The sequence below is a fragment of the Mycolicibacterium arseniciresistens genome (assembly GCF_030519285.1).
In the GTDB taxonomy this organism is placed as follows: Bacteria; Actinomycetota; Actinomycetes; order Mycobacteriales; family Mycobacteriaceae; genus Mycobacterium; species Mycobacterium arseniciresistens.
On sequence record NZ_JAUMSQ010000021.1, the window covers coordinates 1 to 18280 of the forward strand.

The 18280-nt window shown below is 68.8% G+C and carries 16 protein-coding genes; 11 read left to right on the forward strand and 5 right to left on the reverse strand.

All coding sequences use genetic code 11. The features are described from left to right. The first annotated feature begins 157 nt into the window (after positions 1-157). Positions 158-778 (forward strand): TetR/AcrR family transcriptional regulator, encoded by a 621-nt coding sequence (locus tag Q2100_RS04930; protein WP_302913062.1) that lies wholly within the window; start codon positions 158-160, stop codon positions 776-778. Here Q2100_RS04930 and Q2100_RS04935 read toward each other — a convergent pair. After that, positions 750-1337 (reverse strand): VOC family protein, encoded by a 588-nt coding sequence (locus tag Q2100_RS04935; protein ID WP_302913063.1) that lies wholly within the window; start codon positions 1335-1337, stop codon positions 750-752. The genes Q2100_RS04930 and Q2100_RS04935 overlap by 29 nt on opposite strands. 404 nt (positions 1338-1741) lie before the next feature. On the opposite strand from Q2100_RS04935, the gene Q2100_RS04940 reads away from it, so the two are divergent. The 6 genes from Q2100_RS04940 (at position 1742) to Q2100_RS04965 (ending at position 9779) form a co-directional block, all read left to right on the forward strand. Then, positions 1742-2875, forward strand: a complete 1134-nt coding sequence (locus Q2100_RS04940) for an alpha/beta hydrolase (protein WP_302913064.1) — start codon at positions 1742-1744, stop codon at positions 2873-2875. Beyond that, positions 2872-3816, forward strand: a complete 945-nt coding sequence (locus tag Q2100_RS04945; RefSeq protein ID WP_302913114.1) for a 2-hydroxyacid dehydrogenase — start codon at positions 2872-2874, stop codon at positions 3814-3816. Before Q2100_RS04940 ends, Q2100_RS04945 begins: the two co-directional genes overlap by 4 nt. A gap of 50 nt (positions 3817-3866) precedes the next feature. Further along, a complete protein-coding gene (locus tag Q2100_RS04950; protein WP_302913065.1) occupies positions 3867-6053 on the forward strand; it encodes an acyl-CoA dehydrogenase family protein in 2187 nt (728 codons plus the stop codon). Positions 6054-6094: 41 nt separating this feature from the next. Further along, positions 6095-7063, forward strand: coding sequence for a LysR family transcriptional regulator (locus Q2100_RS04955; RefSeq protein WP_269894679.1), 969 nt, complete (start codon positions 6095-6097; stop codon positions 7061-7063). 102 nt (positions 7064-7165) lie between these two features. Further along, the gene (locus Q2100_RS04960; RefSeq protein ID WP_269894678.1) at positions 7166-8674 is read left to right on the forward strand and encodes an APC family permease; all 1509 of its coding nucleotides are present in this window, start codon (positions 7166-7168) and stop codon (positions 8672-8674) included. Between the two features lie 91 nt (positions 8675-8765). Next, complete coding sequence (locus tag Q2100_RS04965) at positions 8766-9779, forward strand: aminotransferase class IV (RefSeq protein ID WP_302913066.1); 1014 nt, start codon at positions 8766-8768, stop codon at positions 9777-9779. A 12-nt stretch (positions 9780-9791) separates the two neighbouring features. Here Q2100_RS04965 and Q2100_RS04970 read toward each other — a convergent pair whose 3' ends face one another. Continuing rightward, positions 9792-10715, reverse strand: coding sequence for an ADP-ribosylglycohydrolase family protein (locus Q2100_RS04970; protein WP_302913067.1), 924 nt, complete (start codon positions 10713-10715; stop codon positions 9792-9794). A gap of 138 nt (positions 10716-10853) precedes the next feature. Then, positions 10854-11408, reverse strand: coding sequence for a TetR/AcrR family transcriptional regulator (locus Q2100_RS04975; protein ID WP_302913068.1), 555 nt, complete (start codon positions 11406-11408; stop codon positions 10854-10856). A gap of 167 nt (positions 11409-11575) precedes the next feature. Between Q2100_RS04975 and Q2100_RS04980 the strand changes: the two genes are divergently transcribed. Both Q2100_RS04980 and Q2100_RS04985 read left to right on the forward strand, forming a co-directional pair. Next, on the forward strand, positions 11576-12316 hold the full coding sequence (locus tag Q2100_RS04980) for an SDR family NAD(P)-dependent oxidoreductase (RefSeq protein WP_302913069.1): 741 nt from the start codon (positions 11576-11578) through the stop codon (positions 12314-12316). Then, positions 12313-13542 carry an MFS transporter gene (locus Q2100_RS04985; RefSeq protein WP_302913070.1) on the forward strand — a complete coding sequence of 410 codons (1230 nt, stop codon included), beginning with the start codon at positions 12313-12315 and terminating at the stop codon, positions 13540-13542. Before Q2100_RS04980 ends, Q2100_RS04985 begins: the two co-directional genes overlap by 4 nt. Here the strand turns inward: Q2100_RS04985 and Q2100_RS04990 are convergent. Beyond that, entirely contained in the window at positions 13518-14297 is a 780-nt protein-coding gene (locus tag Q2100_RS04990; protein ID WP_302913071.1) for an SDR family NAD(P)-dependent oxidoreductase, read from the reverse strand. The two genes, Q2100_RS04985 and Q2100_RS04990, sit on opposite strands and share 25 nt — an antisense overlap. A 55-nt stretch (positions 14298-14352) precedes the next feature. After that, positions 14353-16044: a long-chain-fatty-acid--CoA ligase FadD2 gene (gene fadD2 / locus Q2100_RS04995; RefSeq protein ID WP_302913072.1), complete on the reverse strand. Its 1692-nt coding sequence runs from the start codon at positions 16042-16044 to the stop codon at positions 14353-14355. Between the two features lie 56 nt (positions 16045-16100). Between fadD2 and Q2100_RS05000 the strand changes: the two genes are divergently transcribed. Together Q2100_RS05000 and Q2100_RS05005 are read left to right on the forward strand one after the other, a co-directional pair. Next, positions 16101-17378 carry a DNA polymerase domain-containing protein gene (locus tag Q2100_RS05000; RefSeq protein ID WP_302913073.1) on the forward strand — a complete coding sequence of 426 codons (1278 nt, stop codon included), beginning with the start codon at positions 16101-16103 and terminating at the stop codon, positions 17376-17378. A 254-nt stretch (positions 17379-17632) separates the two neighbouring features. Then, a complete protein-coding gene (locus Q2100_RS05005) occupies positions 17633-18088 on the forward strand; it encodes an STAS domain-containing protein (protein WP_302913074.1) in 456 nt (151 codons plus the stop codon). Positions 18089-18280: the final 192 nt, after the last annotated feature.

An 18280-nucleotide genomic window follows, 5' to 3' on the forward strand; every position in this document is an offset into this window, starting at 1 on the left:
GGCGCGCAGCGGGTCGCGGCCGTGCCGGCTCGCTGACCGCGCGCTCGACGTGCGGGACCGGCTCGGTGACCGTCATCGGGCACTCCTCGTCGATAAAAGTGATAACGAATGTTTCCTGATATTGCCCTGCGTCGCTGACGGGTGTCAAGATGGGCGGATGGCACAGGTCCGGCCGTACCGCGGCGTCGAGGCGCCCGAGCGGCTGGCCCAGCGCAGGCGCCGGTTCCTCGAGGCCGGCCTCGCCCTGCTCGGCTCCGCCGGAGACGACCTGGCGGACCTGACGGTGCGGGCGATCTGCCGGGAGGCCGGTGTCGGCGTTCGGTACTTCTACGAGGGCTTCACCGACAAGGACGACTTCGTCGGTGCGGTGTTCGACTGGGTGATCGCCGACATCGCGGCCACCACCCAGGCCGCGGCGGCCGCGGCGCCGAAGGACCAGACGCGGGCGGTGATGGCCGAGATCGTGCGCACGGTCGACGGCGACGCCCGCATCGGCCGCCTGCTGTTCAATTCGCAGCTGTCCAACGCCGTGGTGGTGCGCAAGCGTGCGGAATCAGGGGCCCTGTTCGCAATGCTGTCCGGCCGGCACGTCAGTGCCGCGCTGCGCCGCGACGAGAACGAACGCATCAAGGCGACAGCACATTTCGTCGTCGGCGGCGTCGGGCAGACCATCAGCGCCTGGCTGGACGGCGAACTGGCACTGGCTCCGGATCAGCTCGTCGACCAGCTGACCGCGATCATCGACGACCTCAGCGAACCGCGGCTGTTCCGCGACTGAGGGTTCGGTCAGCCTGTGTCTTCGGCGGAGTCTGCGCTTCCTCGTCAGTGAATTCTCGTGTCCAACAGGCGAATTCGAGCGTGACGCCATCGGGATCGAAGAAGTAGAACGATCGCACGTAGACGCCCGGATGGACCGTGGCCGACACCTGCATCTCGCTCTCGTCGTGATTGAGGATGGGCCCGACGCGGACGCCCTTCTCCTTCAATTTCCGGCGGTACTCGTCGAACTTCTCGGCGGGCACATGGAAGGCGAGGTGGTTCATCGAGCCGGTGGCACTGACGATCTCGCCGATGCCCGGGATCGCCGCGGGCGAGGACACCCCCGGCACCCCGTCAGGCGCGTCGCGGAACCAGAAGAACGCGACGCAGTCACCGTTTCCGGCGTCGAAGAAGAAGTGCTGGCCGACGCCACCCGGCAGGTCGAGCGACTTGATCAGCGGCATCCCCAGCACGTTGCTGTAGAAGTCGACGGTCTTCGCCATGTCCGAACAAACCAGTGCCACATGGTTGATGCCGCCGAGCTCGAACTCAGGGTTCGGATTGTGCGGCTTGATCATGCTCGGCTCCTGTGGTTATGGCGAAAAACCGGTCAAGCGGCAGAACTGAATCTAACATCGGTTTCAGACCCGCTCAATGCCCGGAGAGGGGTTCACCGGCTGTGACGACCGCGCCCCGCCACGCCCGCCGCCGGCATACCCGTGCGGCCGCTGGCTCTTCTGCGCGTGCGGCACTCACCCACCGGGCCAGGGTGTCCTCAGTCGACCTCGATGTCGCCGAATGCCGTTCCGAGATGCGTCAACTGCCGATGTCCCGTGGCGGTGCTGTCGATGCTTGACCACTTCTGCTACACACGATGGACGGGGGGCAGGGCCGCGCGGCTCGTCGACGACGACGACGCGTGCGTCCCGACCCCCGCCGACATCTTCTGTCGGACGATCTACGGCCGGGGGGCTGGGGGAACATGACGAGGACAGCAGGCACACCGGGGGTCACCCGCGAATTCGTGGGGCTCGACTCGCCCACTGCGCGACGGGCCGGTTCGGGCGGGCACCCGTGCCAGGGCATCTACTACCGGGGGGTGGGCCGCAAGCCCAAGGTGGCGATGATCGCCGCCCACTACCAGATCGACTTCTCCGAGCACTACCTCGCGGAGTACATGGCCACCCGCGGCATCGGCTTCCTCGGCTGGAACACCCGGTTCCGCGGCTTCGAGAGCAGTTTCCTGCTCGACCACGCACTGGTCGACGTCGGCGTCGGCGTCCGATATCTGCGCGAGGTGCAGAACATCGAAACGGTTGTGCTGCTCGGAAACTCAGGCGGCGGCTCACTGATGGCCGCATACCAGGCGCAGGCGCTGGACCGCCACATCACGCCGCTGGACGGTATGCGCCCCGCGGCCGGCTTCATGGACCTGCCGCCCGCCGACGGCTACATCGCCAGCGCGGCACATCCCGGCAGGCCCGACGTGCTCACCGCCTGGATGGACGCCGCCGTGACCGACGAGAACGACCCGGTGTCAACCGATCCCGATCTCGACCTGTTCGACATGGGCAACGGGCCGCCCTACTCGGCCGAGTTCGTGAAGCGCTACCGGGCGGCGCAGGTCGCACGCAACGAGGCGATCACCGACTGGGCCGAGAATGAACTGAAACGGGTGCAGGCCGCCGGTTTCTCCGACCGCCCGTTCAACGTGATGCGCACCTGGGCGGATCCGCGCATGGTGGATCCCACCCTCGATGCCAACAGGCGCCCACCGAACATGTGTTACGTCGGACCGCCGGCGAAGGCCAACCGCTCGGCGCACGGCGTCGCCTCGGCATGCACATTGCGCAACTGGATCAGTATGTGGAGCTTGCGGCACTCCCAGACGCGTGCAGAGCCGCACCTCGCGCGCATCACCTGCCCCGCCCTGATCATCAACGCCGAGCAGGACACCGGCGTGTTCCCGTCCGATGCCCAGCGCATCTGCGGCGCGCTGGCGAGTGAGGACAAGACGATGCGCTCCATCGACTCCGACCACTACTTCACCACACCGGGCGCGCGAAGCGAGCTGGCCGATCTCGTCGCGAAGTGGATCGGTAAGCGTTGGCGCTGAGGGTGCTGGCGCACTTCACCCCCGGGGGCAAGGTGCTCGATCTGCTGGCCGCCGAGTCCGACTGGCTCGACGTACGGTTCTGCGCCGAGGACGACGACGCCACGCTGCACCGGGAGCTGCCCGACGCCGAGGTGATCTGGCATGTGCTGCGTCCGCTGTCAGGAGACGATGTCCGGCGGGCCACCCGCTGCAGGCTGATCCACAAACTCGGCGCCGGGGTCAACACCATCGACGTCGGTGCGGCGTCCGAACGCGGCATCGCGGTCGCCAACATGCCCGGCGCGAACGCCCCTTCGGTGGCCGAGGGCACCGTCCTGCTCATGCTCGCCGCGCTTCGTCGGCTTCCCGAGCTCGACCGCGCCACCCGCGCCGGCGAGGGCTGGCCGACGGATCCCCGTCTCGGCGAGACCGTCCGCGACATCGGCGGCGGGACCGTCGGGCTGGTCGGCTACGGCAATGTCGCGCAGCGGGTGGCGACGATCGTCAGCGCGATGGGTGCGACCGTGCTGCACACCAGCACTCGCGACGACGGACGTCCGGGCTGGCGGGCGCTGCCCGACCTGCTGGCCGCCAGCGACATCGTCTCGCTGCATCTTCCGCTCACGCCGGGCACCGCCGGACTGCTCGACCGGGCGGCTCTGGCCCGCATGCGGCCCGACGCGGTGCTCGTCAACACCTCGCGCGGCCCGATCGTCGACGAGGAGGCCCTAGCGGATGCGCTGCGCTCCGGCCGACTGGCGGCGGCGGGACTCGACGTGTTCGGCGAGGAGCCCGCACCCCCGGACCATCCGCTGTTCAGCCTGCCGAACGTGGTCGTGACCCCGCACGTGGCCTGGTACACCGCGGACACCATGCGCCGCTACCTGGCCGAGGGAGGCGAGAACTGCCGTCGCCTGATTGACGGCCGGGACCTGGTGAACGTGGTGAACCAGGCGGGGTAACCTGGCCCCCAACCGACCGGTTAATAGGGACGGCCCTCAGGAGGCACGGCATGCCCATCGCGATCACCCCCGAACACACCGACCTCGCCGAATCGGTGCGGTCCCTGGTGGCGCGGGTTGCGCCCTCGGAGGTGCTGCACGAGGCGCTCGAGAACCCGATCCCCAACCCGCCGCCGTTCTGGAAGGCAGCCGCCGAGCAGGGCCTGCACGGGGTGCACCTGGCCGAAGGCGTCGGAGGTCAGGGGTTCGGGATCCTCGAGCTGGCCGTCGTGGTCGCCGAGTTCGGCTACGGCGCGGTGCCGGGGCCGTTCGTGCCGTCGGCGATCGCCAGTGCGCTCGTCGCTGCGCACGACGCCGAGGCCGACGTGCTGAGCGGACTGGCATCCGGCGAGGTGATCGCCTCCTACGCCATCGACTCCGGCCTGACCGCCACCCGCCACGGTGACGGCCTGGTCATCCGCGGCGAGGTGCGCGCCGTCCCGGCGGCCGCCCAGGCCTCGGTGCTGGTGCTGCCCGTCGCCATCGAGAGCGGCGAGGAGTGGGTGGTTCTCGACGCCGAGGCGCTCGAGATCGAACCCGTCCAGAGCGTGGACCCGCTGCGCCCGGTCGCCGACGTGCGCGCCAATGCCGTCGAGGTGTCCGAGGACCGGGTGCTGGCGAACGTCAGCCGCACCCTGGCCCGCGCGCTGATCTCGACGCTGCTGTCCGCCGAAGCCGTCGGCGTCGCGCGGTGGGCCACCGACACCGCGACCGGCTACGCCAAGATCCGCGAGCAGTTCGGCAGGCCGATCGGCCAGTTCCAGGCGATCAAGCACAAGTGTGCCGAGATGGTCGCCGACACCGAGCGGGCCACCGCCGCGGTATGGGATGCCGCCCGCGCGATCGACGAGGCCCGCGAGAACCCCCACAACAGTTATGAATTCGCCGCCGCGGTGGCCGCCACCCTCGCGCCCGCCGCCGGTCAGCACTGCGCGCAGGAGTGTATCCAGGTGCACGGCGGCATCGGCTTCACCTGGGAACACGACACCAACGTGTACTACCGGCGCGCGCTGGCGCTCGCGGCGAGCTTCGGCCGGTCCGCCGACTACACCCAGCAGGTCGTCGACACCGCGACTGCCACCGGCATGCGCAGCATCGACATCGACCTGGATCCCGACACCGAGAAGCTGCGCGAGGAGATCCGCTCGGAGGTCGCCGCGCTCAAGGACATGGAGCGCGGCGAGCGCATCACCGCGATCGTCGAGGGCGGCTGGGTGCAACCACACCTGCCGAGGCCGTGGGGCCGCGCGGCCGCCCCCGTCGAGCAGATCATCATCGCCCAGGAGTTCGCCTCCGGGAGGGTGAAGCGCCCGCAGATGGGCATCGCCGCCTGGCTGATCCCGTCGATCGTCGCGTTCGGCACCGACGAGCAGAAGCAGCGCTTCCTGCCGCCGACCTTCCGCGGCGAGATGATCTGGTGCCAGCTGTTCTCCGAGCCGGGCGCTGGTTCGGACCTGGCCAGCCTCACCACCAAGGCCACCAAGGTCGACGGCGGGTGGCGCATCACCGGCCAGAAGATCTGGACCACCGGAGCGCAGTACTCGCAGTGGGGCGCACTGCTGGCGCGCACCGATCCGAGCGCGCCGAAACACAATGGCATCACCTACTTCCTGCTCGACATGGCGAGCGACGGCGTCGAGGTCAAACCGCTGCGCGAGCTGACCGGCAACGCGATGTTCAACACCGTCTTCATCGACGACGTGTTCGTGCCCGACGATCTGGTGCTCGGTGAGGTCGACCGCGGGTGGGAGGTCAGCCGCAACACGCTGACCAATGAGCGGGTGTCGATCGGCAGCAGTGAGCCGCCGTTCCTGGCCAACCTCGAGGGCTTCGTGGAGTTCGTGCGCGACGGGCAGTTCGACCAGATCGCGCAGCACCGTGCCGGTCAGCTGATCGCCGAGGGCCACGCCGCCAAGCTGCTCAACCTGCGCTCGACGCTGCTCACCCTCGCCGGCGGCGACGCGATGCCCTCGGCGGCGATCTCCAAGCTGCTCTCGATGCGCACCGGTCAGGGTTACGCCGAATTCGCGGTCTCGTCCTTCGGCACCGACGGCGTGATCGGGGACCCGAAGACGCTGCCGGGCAAGTGGGTCGAGTACCTCCTGGGCAGCCGGGCGACCACCATCTACGGCGGCACCACCGAGGTGCAGCTGAACATCATCGCCGAACGGCTGCTCGGACTGCCGCGCGACCCGTAGTCCGCCGCCCGCCCGCGAGTGTGAACCTGGCGACGGTTTCGGTGCCAGACTCGTCGTGGAGTTCACACTCGCGAGGAGGGGCCACCACGAGCGCCGACGTCACGCTGAGGCAGCTGCGGTACTTCGTCGTGCTCGGCGAGGAACTGAACTACCGGCGCGCCGCCGAACGCCTGTTCATCACGCAACCCGCATTGTCGACGGCGATCAAACAGCTCGAGCACCAGTTCGGCGTCCTGCTGTTCAACAGGAGCACCCGCGAGGTGGCGCTGACCGACCTGGGGGCGGCGTGGCTGCCGCAGGTGCAGCAGGCGATCTCCGGGGTCGACGCCGTTGTCGACAACCTGGTCATCCTGTCGGGCACCCGGCAGGGCGTGCTGCGGGTCGGGTACCTCATCGGCACCGGCGCGGACCTGCTGTTCCGCGTGGTCCGCCACTTCGAGGCGGCCTATCCCGAGGTCAGCGTCGAGCCCATCGAGTACGACTTCTCCGATCCGACAGCGGGTCTGGCCGACGGGAGCACCGAGGTGGCGATCATCCGGCCGCCGGTCGACCTGCCGGAGCACCGGATGCTCGTGCTCGACTCCGAGTCGTGGATGGCGTGCCTGCCGCGGGATCACCCGCTCGCCGACCGCCGCGAGGTCGAGATCGCCGAACTGCTCGACGACCCCATCGTGTGCGCGCCGCTGACGGCGGGCACCTGGCGCGACTACTGGCTGGCGATGGACGCCCGCGGCAACCGGCCGCCGGCGATCGCCGCCGTGGCGGCGACCTACGAGGCCGAGACGACGTCGATCGCGCGCGGTCTCGGCATCAGCTTCACCACCTCGTCGGTGGCCCGGTTCTATGATCGGCCGGGCATTGTTTACGTGCCGATAACGGACCGGCCGCCCAGCTACACCGCGCTGGCGTGGCACCCGCAGAAGCTCTCACCCCAGGCGGATGCGCTGGTCAGGCACGTGCAGTCGCAATGGAGCTTCGGCGAGGCGGCGCCCGATGCCGACCACTCATAAGCCGTCATTATGAGTACATCAATACCTCGAACTTCCGGTGTCCGGCCGATGACGCTTTTCTGTCTTCAGGTGTTCTTCCCATCGGTTTGACCTGGAGCGACCATGACTGACGCAATGACATCACCCACTCATTCAGAACAGCGACCTCCGACGCCGGACGCCGAGGACGCCAAGCTCGCCGAACTCGGCTACACGCAGAAGCTCGACCGCTCGGTCGGCACGCTGGCCTCGTTCGCCATCGGCTTCGCGACGATCAGCGCCACGACCGCGGTGTTCACCGGCTTCGGCGCCGGCTACTTCACCGCGGGCGCACCGTTCGTGTGGACGCTGCTGCTGGCAGGCGCGGTGTTCGCGCTGTGGACGTTCATCGCCGCGGACCTCACCGCCAAACTGCCGCTGGCCGGTTACTCCTACCAATGGATCAGCCGTATCAACGGCCCGGACCTTGCCTGGTTCACCGGCTTCATCGCGCTGATGGGCTGGGTGTGCGGCATGACCGGCGTCGGCTTCATCCTGTCCGGCTATCTCGGCGGACTGTTCGGCTGGAGCATGACCCAGAGCACCCAGATCCTGCTGGCCATCGCCGTCGTCTTCGTCTGCGTGCTGATCAACATCTACGGCGTCCGGTTCGCCACGATGGTCAACAACATCGGCGTCAGCCTGGAACTCGTCATCACCGTCGGCGCCACCGCACTGATCGCGATCATCGCCTTCTCGGCGCCGGAGAACCACCAGCCGATCTCGGTGCTGTTCACCGGCGGCGAGTCCGGCGATAAGGACTCGTACATGCTGGCGTGGCTGGCAGCAGCGCTCGGCCCGTTCTTCGGCCTGATCGGCGTGGAGTCCGGCGCCGACGTCGCCGAGGAGACCAAGGACGCCCGCCGCGTCGTGCCCAGGACGATGTTCTACGCCCTGGTCACCTCGATCGTCATCGAACTGCTGATGTACGTCGTCTACGTGCTGGCCATCAAGGACGCCGCAGCGGTCGAGGCCAACGCCGCCGCGCCCATCGAGGAGATCATCACCCAGCAGGCCGGGCCCGTCGTCACCAAGATCGTGGTCGCCATCGCCCTGACGAACATCCTCGCCTGTCTGCTGGCCAACATCCTGGTCGCAACCCGGCTCACCTATTCGATGGCCCGCGACAACATGCTGCCGTTCTCCCAGGTGTGGCGGCACGTCTCGCCGAAGAGCAAGGCGCCCACCTACGCGGTGCTCGGGCTGGGCTGCCTGTCGACGGTGCTGCTGCTCTCGGCGCTGGTCAACGAGAAGGCGTTCAACTACATCATCGGCATCGCCTCGCTGCTGTTCTTCTTCGTCTACATCCTGCAGACCATCGGACTGCTGGTCGGCTACCGCAAGGGCACCATCCCGCAGGGCGAACCGGGCACCTTCGACCTCGGCCGGTTCCGGTTGCCGCTCTACGTCACCGCACTGGTGGTGTTCGTCGGCGTCGCGATCGCTCTGCTGTTCCTCCCGCAGTTCACCAGCAACAAGTGGATCTTCCTCGGCATCGTGGTGCTGGCCGCCCTGTGGTGGGCCACCGGCTTGAAGTCGCGGCTGCGCAGCGGATCCGCCGGCGCCACCTACGCCAAGACCCACGGCATCTGACCCACCCCCGCTGACTCCGCGTCCACGGCACCGGGTACTCGCACGTCCGCGCCGTGGACGCAGGGTCGACGCAACCATGAAGGGACACATCATGACCAGCACTCTCGGCACCAGCAACCTCGTCGCCGTCGAACCCGGCGCAATCCGGGAGGCCACGCCGCCCGGTTCGGTGATCCAGTACAGCGACTACGAGCTCGACACGTCCAGCCCATTCGCCGGCGGCGTGGCGTGGATCGAGGGCGAGTACATGCCCGCCGAGGACGCGAAGATCTCGATCTTCGACACCGGGTTCGGCCACTCCGACCTGACCTACACCGTCGCACATGTGTGGCACGGCAACATCTTCCGGCTCGGTGACCATCTGGACCGCCTCCTCGACGGCGCCGCCAAGCTGCGCCTCGACCCGGGGATGTCCAAGGACGAACTCGCCGAGATCACCAAGCGCTGCGTCAGCCTCTCGCAACTCCGTGAGTCGTTCGTGAACCTCACCGTCACGCGCGGTTACGGAAAACGCAAGGGCGAGAAGGACCTGACGAAGCTGACCCACCAGGTGTACATCTACGCGATCCCGTACCTGTGGGCATTCCCGCCCCACGAGCAGATCTTCGGCACCACCGCGATCGTCCCGCGCCACGTGCGCCGCGCGGGGCGCAACACCGTCGACCCGACGATCAAGAACTACCAGTGGGGCGACCTGACGGCGGCGAGCTTCGAGGCCAAGGACCGCGGCGCACGCACCGCGATCCTGCTCGACTCGGACAGCTGCGTCGCCGAGGGCCCGGGCTTCAACGTCTGTGTCGTCAAGGACGGCAAGTTGGCGTCGCCGTCACGGAACGCGTTGCCGGGCATCACCCGCAAGACGGTGTTCGAGCTCGCCGATGCGATGGGCATCGAGGCCACCCTGCGCGACGTCACCAGCCACGAGCTCTACGACGCCGACGAGCTGATGGCCGTCACCACCGCCGGTGGCGTCACCCCCATCAACTCACTCGACGGTGAACCGATCGGCGACGGCGCGCCCGGCCCGATGACCGTCGCGATCCGGGACCGGTTCTGGGCGCTGATGGACGAGCCCGGCCCACTGATCGAGGCGATCGAGTACTGAGCGCGGACGCCGTCAGGCGAGGGTCGCGCGAAGCGCCGCGAGCGCCGCGGCGCTTCGATCCAGCCGGCCGGGCTCCGGCAGTGCCAGCCTCGGCCACCATGGGATGTCCATGTCGATGTCGCCGAGCCCGCCGAGGATCCCGCAGGCAAGCGCCGCGACGGTGTCGGTGTCACCGCCGAGCATCACGGCATCGCGCACCGCGTCCGCCAGGCCCCGACGCCGCTGTCCGGTACGCCGGACCACCGTGATGACGGCCGCCGCCGTCTCGATTCCGTCCAGCGACACTCCATCGCGGCCCGGCCGCCAATCACCGGCGACAGCGGCCGACAACGGCGCCCATACGGTGTCCGGTTTGGCGAATCGTCCTCTGAGGTAACGCACCTCGGCGGAGGCCGCCTCGAGGACGGCGTCGATTGCGGGCGCTTCGACGGCCGTCGCGGCCATCGCGGTCACCACGCAGGCGGCGCCGACGGCCCCCGCGGCGCCATGGGTGGTGCGGGACAGCCGCGTCACGACGCGGCGCCGCAGCCCGGCCGCCGCCGTCGGAATGCCCCCGCCGATCGGCAACGCCCGCATGGCGGCGCCGTTCGTGTCGCCCGTGCGCGCACGCAGACCCCCGGTGGCACCGAACCGTTCGACGGCGGCGTGGGTGCTCGGACCGATCCCTCGGATGCCGGGCACCGCCTCGGCGAGGCGAGTGAGGAAGTCCCGCTCGTCCACGTGGGCGCCGCGGTCGGCGAGGTAGTCGGCCACCAGCAGCATCAGTGCCGTGTCGTCGGAGGTGGCGCCCGGTGGCCACCCCGCGCGACGCGGCACCTCCGCCACGGCCCCGGGGTCGATGGCCGCCGGCCGGTAACCCTCCCAGGGCACACCCGTGGCGTCCCCGACGCCGAACGCCACGAGCGCCGCGCGGATCCTGTCCTCGAGCGCCGTCATTTCTCCAGCCTGCCCCGCGGGACGGTTCGAGGCGATCGGTCCGGGTAGCCGATGTCCACCTACACCGCCGTGGTGGTCGTGGTGGCGCTGGCGATACCCGGTGCGGCCATCATGGGCGCGCAGGCCGTCACCTGACGCTCAGCTGCCCGCCGCGATCAGCGTGTCCCAGGCCGAGAGTGCCGAGCGCGCAATGGCTTCCAACGTCGCCCGGTCCGCGCCGTCCCGGGCCTGGATGGACATGCCCTGCTGGACGGTGACGTAGAACCGGGCGATGGCCGATACGTCGGCGCTCGCCGGGATCTCGCCGTTCTCGACGCCCTCGGTGAGCCGGGCAGCCAGGTCGAGGGTGTTCTGTTCGCGCATCTCGGTGAGGTCGGCACGTACGGCATCAGTCGCACCGTTGGCGTGCAGCGCCGACAGGACCACGAGGCAGCCGGCCGGGCAGTCGCCGCGGGTGAACGAACTGGCGGTCGCCATGAGGAAGCCTTCCACGGCGCCGAACGCGGTGTCAGCGTCGGTGACCGCGGACCAGATCTCACCGCCCACGTTCTGCGTGTAGTGGCTCACCGCCTCACGGAACAGGTCGTCCTTGGCGCCGAAGGCGGCGTACAGACTGGTCGAGCCAATCCCCATCGCCGAGGTGAGATCGGCGATCGAGGTGCCTTCGAACCCTCTGTCCCAGAACAACTCCATCGCCCGCTCCAGCGCGCGGGTCCGATCGAACCCCCTCGGCCTACCACGTGCCGCCACAGCGATTCAGCCTCCAAACATTTTCTGCAACGAATACTACAGAAATGTCTTGACGCCGCGCCAGCCGTCTGCCTAAATTTGCAGCGATCACTACAGAAATGGAGCGGGCAATGGCAGCACTCGACGGGAAACGGGCATTCGTGACAGGCGGAAGCCGGGGAATCGGCGCGGCGATCGCGAGAAGGCTGGCGAGCGACGGCGCCGCTGTCGCAGTGGGTTACGAACGGTCAGCGGACGCCGCCAACGCGGTCGCCGACGAGATCACCACCGCGGGCGGACGTGCCGTCGCAGTGCAGATGGCCGCCGACGATCCGGCCTCGATCGCGCGCGCCGTCGACGAGGCAGCCGGGGCGCTCGGCGGTCTCGACATCCTGGTCAACAACGCGGGTATCTATCGTGGCGGCCCCATCGAGGAGATGACACTCGACGACGTCGACGCGACGTTGAACGTCAACGTCCGTGCCGTGATGCTGGCGTCACAGGCGGCCCTGCGACACCTGCCGGCAGGGGGGCGCATCATCTCGACGGGCAGCAACCTGGCAAGCCGCGTACCCGAGGCCGGGGCAAGCCTCTACTCGGCGAGCAAGGCTGCGCTGATCGGCTGGACGCAGGGCCTGGCCCGCGACCTCGGACCGCGCCGAATCACCGTCAACGTCGTGCATCCCGGCTCCACCGACACCGACATGAACCCGGCAGACGGACCGCAGGCCGAGGCGCAGCTCGCAAGGATGGCGATTCCGCAGTACGGCAAGCCGGCGGACGTCGCCGCCCTCGTCGCGTTCGTTGTCGGACCGGAGGCGGGCTCGATCAACGGAGCCGGGCTGACCGTGGACGGCGGAGCCAACGCGTGACGTCTGCTGACGCAGATGCCGACCAGGCCCTGCGTCGGGTTTTCGTCCTGCTCGCACCCGCGATCGCATTGGTGGTGGCGACCGAGTTCATCGTCGTCGGCCTGCTGCCGTCGATCGCCACGGACCTCGGCGTGCCGCTCTCGATCGCCGGCCGGCTGACTGCGGTCTTCGCGATCGCCGCGGCGGCGGCGGGACCGGTCGTCACGCTCGTCGTGAGCCGAGTGCCGCCACGGGCTCTGCTCGCCGTGGTGCTCGTTGTGTACGCGGCGGGCAACGGCGTCGTCGCGCTGGCAACCGACATCACGCCGATGCTGCTTGCGCGGGCCGTTCAGGGGGCGTTGCTTCCGCCGTTCGTGGGTCTGGGAACCGCTGAAGTCCTGCGGATGGCGCCCGCGGCATCGCGTGGCCGCGCCCTCGCCAAGGCCAATCTCGGCTTCGTCCTCGGCGTGCTACTCGCATTGCCCGCGGGCATCGCGCTGGCGCAGGGCGGCAACTGGCGTCTGTCGTTCGTCGTGCTGGCCATCGCCCCGTTGCCGGTGGCCCTCGCCATGGCCCTGCACTTCCCACGCAGCCGGCGGACGCACGACGCGCCCCCGGCTGGTCTCGCAGATCAACTCGCCCTGCTGCGCCGCCCGCTGTTCCTCGGTCACCTCGCGCTGTCGGTGGCGATCTTCGCCGCCATGTTCTCGGCCTACACGTATCTCGGCGCCTGGTTCGAGGACGTCATGGGGCTGGACCTGAAACGCCTTGCGCTGGCACTGCTGCTGTTCGGCGCCGTTGGCGTCGCGGGTAACTCGGTGGCGGAACGTGTCGCGGACCGGCGGCCGCTTGCGGCGACCGTGGTCACGGCCGCAGTGCTCGCCCTCGCCGTCAACGTCGCGGCATGGACGGGCGGTTCGGTACTGGCGGCCGTCGTTCCGCTGCTAATCTGGGCCGTGCTGCACACGGCGGGTGTCACGCTCAGCCAGGTGCGGGTGACGATGGCCGGTGCCGAGGCGCCGGCATTCGCACTGACGCTGAACATCTCGACGGCCAATCTCGGCATCGCCCTGGGAGCGGTCGCGGGCGGCTGGGGCCTAGATCATTGGGGCATGGCCGGACTCGGCGTGATGCCGGCCGCACTGACCCTGGCGGCCCTGCTGCTCGTCGTTCCGCTCAGCGCACGACCGCGGCCCGGATCACGTGGGCGCCTGCTACGCGGTCAGGGCAGGATCGAGTCGACGTAACCGCCGTCGACCCGCACCGCCGCGCCGGTGGTCGCCGACGCCAGCGGGGACGCCAGGTACGTCACGAGATTCGCGATCTCCTCGGGTTCGATGAGCCGCTGCAGCAACGACTGTGGCCGGTGCAGGCGCATGAATTCGCGCTGCGCCTCGTCCCACGGCAGCGAAGCGTCCACCAACTCGTAGACGAATTTCTCCACACCCGCGGTGTGCGTCGGCCCGGCGATCACCGAGTTGACCGTGACTCCGGTGCCCGCGGCGTCCTTTGCGAAGCCCCGCGACACCGCCAGCAGCGCCGTCTTCGACACCCCGTAGTGGATCATCTCCTCGGGGATGACGATGGCCGAGTCGCTGGCGATCTGGATCGCCCGGCCCCATCCGCGGTCGGTCATCCCGGGCAGATAGCTGCGGATGAGCCGCACCGCGGCGAGGACGTTCACCTCGAAGTAGGTGCGCCACTGGTCGTCGGTGATCTCCCGGGCCGGCACCGCCCCGAAGATGCCGAGATTGTTGACCAGGATGTCGACCGCGGGCAGTTCGCGCAGCAGCGCGGCGACCCCCTCGTCGGTGCTGACGTCGGCCGCGATGCCGAAAGCGTCGCCGTCGATTGCGGCCACCGCCTCGTCCACCCGGTCGCGGCTGCGGCCGTTCACCGCGACGCGGGCGCCGGCCGCGGAGAGGCTGCGGGCGATCGCCAGCCCGATGCCCTGGGTGGAACCGGTGACGAGGGCTGTCTTACCGCCGAGATCGATGTGCACGGTGAGTTACGACGGCCTCGGCCCCCGGACTATTCCGTCAGCTCTCCACGTGCCTCTATTCGTCGTCTCCGCCGACGCTGATCTCGCGGAGCTCCCTCTTGAGGATCTTCCCGGTGGGGTTGCGGGGCAGCTCATCGAGGAAGATGACCTCGCGCGGCACCTTGTAGCGCGCGAGGTTCTCCTTGACATAGGTCTTGATGGCTTCCTCGTCGACGCTGGCGCCGTCGGTCTTGACGACGAAGGCCCGCAGCCGGTGCCCCCACTCCTTGTCCTCGACCCCGAGCGCGGTGGCCTCGACGACCTCGGGATGGCCGCTGATGAGGTCTTCGACTTCGGCGGGGAACACGTTCTCACCGCCGGACACGATCATCTCGTCGTCGCGACCGCTGACGTAGAGCAGTCCGTGCTCGTCGAAGTAACCGACATCGCCGGAGGACATCAGGCCGTCGATGATCTGCTTGTGGCCGCCGCCGGTGTAACCCTCGAACGGGAAGGTGTTGCCGACGAAGATGCGACCGACCTCGCCCTTGGGCACCTCCTTGCCGTTCTCGTCGAAGAGCTTGACCCTGACGCCCTTGACGACGGGTCCGACCGTGGCGGGGTTCTTCTGCAGATCCTGCGGGCGGGCGATGGACGCGAACGCGATCTCGGTGGACCCGTAGAGGTTGTAGACGACGGGCCCGATGTCCTTCATCGCGCGCGTCGCCAGTTCGGCGCCCAGCTGCGAACCGGACACGAACACGATGCGCAGCTTCGACAGATCGGGCTTGGGGTCGGTCTTCTCCAGCTGATCGAGGATCCGCGACAGCATCACCGGTACGACGACCATCGCCGTCACCCCGTGCTTCTCCAGATCGGCCAGCACGGTCGCCGGCTTGAACCGGCGCCGCAGCACCAGCGTCGAGCCCAGCATCATCGCGATCGTCGCGTGCAGGAAGCCGAGCGCGTGGAACATCGGAGCCGGCAGCGACGTGATCTCGCCGGCCTTGAACGGCACGTGTGACAGCACACCGCCGATGGGGGCGAGCGACGGCGGGGTGCTGCGGTTGGCGCCCTTGGGGGTGCCGGTGGTGCCGCTGGTGAGAATGATGATCGACGAGTGCTTCGACGCCTTCGGGGCGGGATTGCTGTTACTGCGCTCGACGATCTCGGCGAGGGTCTCGGCGGAGCTCTCGGACGGCTCGTCGGTGTCGGGGTTGGTGCCGAGCGCCCGCAGGAACCCGAGTTCGGGCTCGGCCTGCGCCATCGCCTTGGTGTACTCGTCGTCGTGGATGATGATCTTGGCGCCCTCGCGTTCTGACACCTCCTTGACCTGAGGGCCGGAGAACTCGCTGTTGAGCAGGATGATGCGAGCCCCGGTGCGGGCGGCGCCGTACACCGCGACGAGGAACCACCGGTGGTTGCGGGCCAGGATCGCCACACCGTCGCCGCCCTTGACGCCCTTGGCGAGAAGTGCGTTGGCGACCGCGTGCGCGGCGGCGTCGAGTTCTCCGAACGTCATCTCGCCGTCGTCGTCGATGACGGCCGCGCGGTGCGGCGAGCGACGAGCGTTGAGCGCCGGGATCATTCCGAACTCGCCCCAGCGGCGGATGTCGGCCAGCATGGCGGCGACGTTCTGCGGGGGCTCGAGCTTGAATGCGCCGGCCTCGAACATCTTGCGCGCGTAGTGCAGTTCGGCCGAGCCCCGGTCGAGGTACTGCTTGGCCTTCGCGGCAGCCTGCAACGGGAATTCAGTCAGCTTCGGCATGCCCACACCATATGTGTTCCATGTCGCACCGGAGGGCGGTATCGCCAGTCCCTACCATGGCTGGCATGGCCGGATCGGCGTCGAAGGGTCAGCCGCTCGAAGTGGCCGGTCGGCAGGTCCAGGTGACCCATCCGGACAAGGTCGTCTTCGAGGCGTTCGAGGGCCGTCCGGCGGTCACCAAGCTCGACCTGATCCACTACTACCTCGCGGTCGCCGACGGCGCACTGCGCGGGGTCGACGGCCGGCCGATGATCTTGAAGCGGTTCGTCAAGGGCATCACCGAGGAGGCGGTCTTCCAGAAGCGCGCCCCGAAGAACCGTCCGGATTTCGTCGACGTCGCCGAACTCCGCTACGCGTCGGGCACCTCGGCGGAGGAAGCGGTGATCCGGGACGCCGCCGGGCTGGCTTGGGCGGTGAACATGGGCTGCGTCGATCTCAACCCGCACCCGACGCGCGCCGACGACCTCGCCCATCCCGACGAGCTGCGCGTCGACCTGGACCCCATGCCCGGCGTCGACTGGCGCCAGATCGTCGCCGTCGCCCAGGTCGCCCGCGAGGTGCTCGAGGATCACGGCCTCACGGCGTGGCCCAAGACGTCCGGCTCGCGCGGTTTCCACATCTACGCGCGCATCCACCGCCGCTGGCCGTTCAAGTTCGTCCGGCTCGCCGCGCAGGCGGTCGCCCGCGAGGTGGAGCGGCGAGCGCCCGAGCTCGCCACCGCACGGTGGTGGAAGGAGGAGCGCGAAGGCGTCTTCGTGGACTTCAACCAGAACGCGTTCGACCGCACCGTGGCCTCGGCGTACTCGGTGCGCGCACTCCCCGACGCCCGGGTGTCCACGCCGCTGCGGTGGGACGAGGTCGCCGGATGCCGACCGGAGGCGTTCACCGTGGCGACCGTGCCTGCCCGGTTCGCCGAACTCGGCGACCCGTGGGAGGGCATGGACGACCACCCGGGCGCCCTGGACGGGCTGCTCGACCTGGCCGACCGGCTGGGGCCGGCCGAGAAGGCGCCGCGGGGCGCCGCCCGCGGATCGAATGCGGGAACCGGACGACGCCAGTCGACGATGCCGTTGATCGAGATCGCCCGGACCAGGACCAAGGACGAGGCGATGGCGGCGCTGGACACCTGGCGCGGTCGGCACCCCGCGGTCGCCGAGCGCCTGGCGCCGGCCGACGTGCTGGTGGACGGCATGCGGGGGCCGAGCTCGATCTGGTACCGGATCCGGATCAACCTGCAGCACGTCCCGCAGGATCAGCGGCCACCTCAGGAAGAGCTGCTCGCCGACTACAACCCGTGGGAGAACTACTCCGGCGGCCAGAGCAGGGATCGCTGAGCGAACACCTGTCGAGTATTCGGCGAAACGGCCCGGTACCCACGCAACGTTAAGGATATGCGGCCGGATCCTAAGACCTCCATGTGAAACCCGTGGGTAACAAAAGCCGTTGAGACCTGCCGAAATTGGGTTCTTACCAAAGGCTTAGCGGTCACTACCCAGCCGCCTTAGATTGGCCGCTTAGCTTTGGGGTCATGTTCGGAGCGGCAACAAGCGAAACGCCGCTACAGCGAACCAACGGAGGGAGGCAGGTCATGGCACTGAGAAGCGTCGACTCAACCCCCGGTGTTGCCTTTCGGTACGGCAACCCGGCGACCGACTGCGACGGGGTGCGGATGCGGGCATGCTGCCGCCAGCTGGCCACCGTGGTGACGGTCAGCGGAGACATCGACACCCGCAACGCGAACTGCGTCCGCGCCTACGCCAAGCGCAACATCCTGGCCGAGAAGCCGCTCGTGATCGACATGAGCAGCGTGACCTCCTTCTCCATGCAGGCGGTCGAGTTGCTGTTCGATCTGGATGACGACTGCTACCGCACCGGTGTGGAGTGGGCATTGATCGCCAGCCCCCCGGTGCTGCAGGCGCTGCGGGCCACCGGCCCGGAGTCCGACTTCCCGATGGTCGGCTCGGTGCCCGAAGCCATGCATCACTTCCGCGAGGGCATCCTGGCTCGCCGCCGGTTGCTGCCGCTGCTGACCAAGACCGCCTAGAGAAAGTCGAGAAGACCATGTTGATTGACGTCCGCTGGCTGTCGTTCCTGCTGAAGCGCCGGCATCACCAGAGTCATCCGGCCGCCGCGTAGCGGCGACTGACAGATCCGATCGCTCCCGCCGGTCACCGGCGGTGCGATTCTCTCGTCGACCCGAAGGCCGCGGAGCCACCTGGCTCCGCGGCTTTCGTCG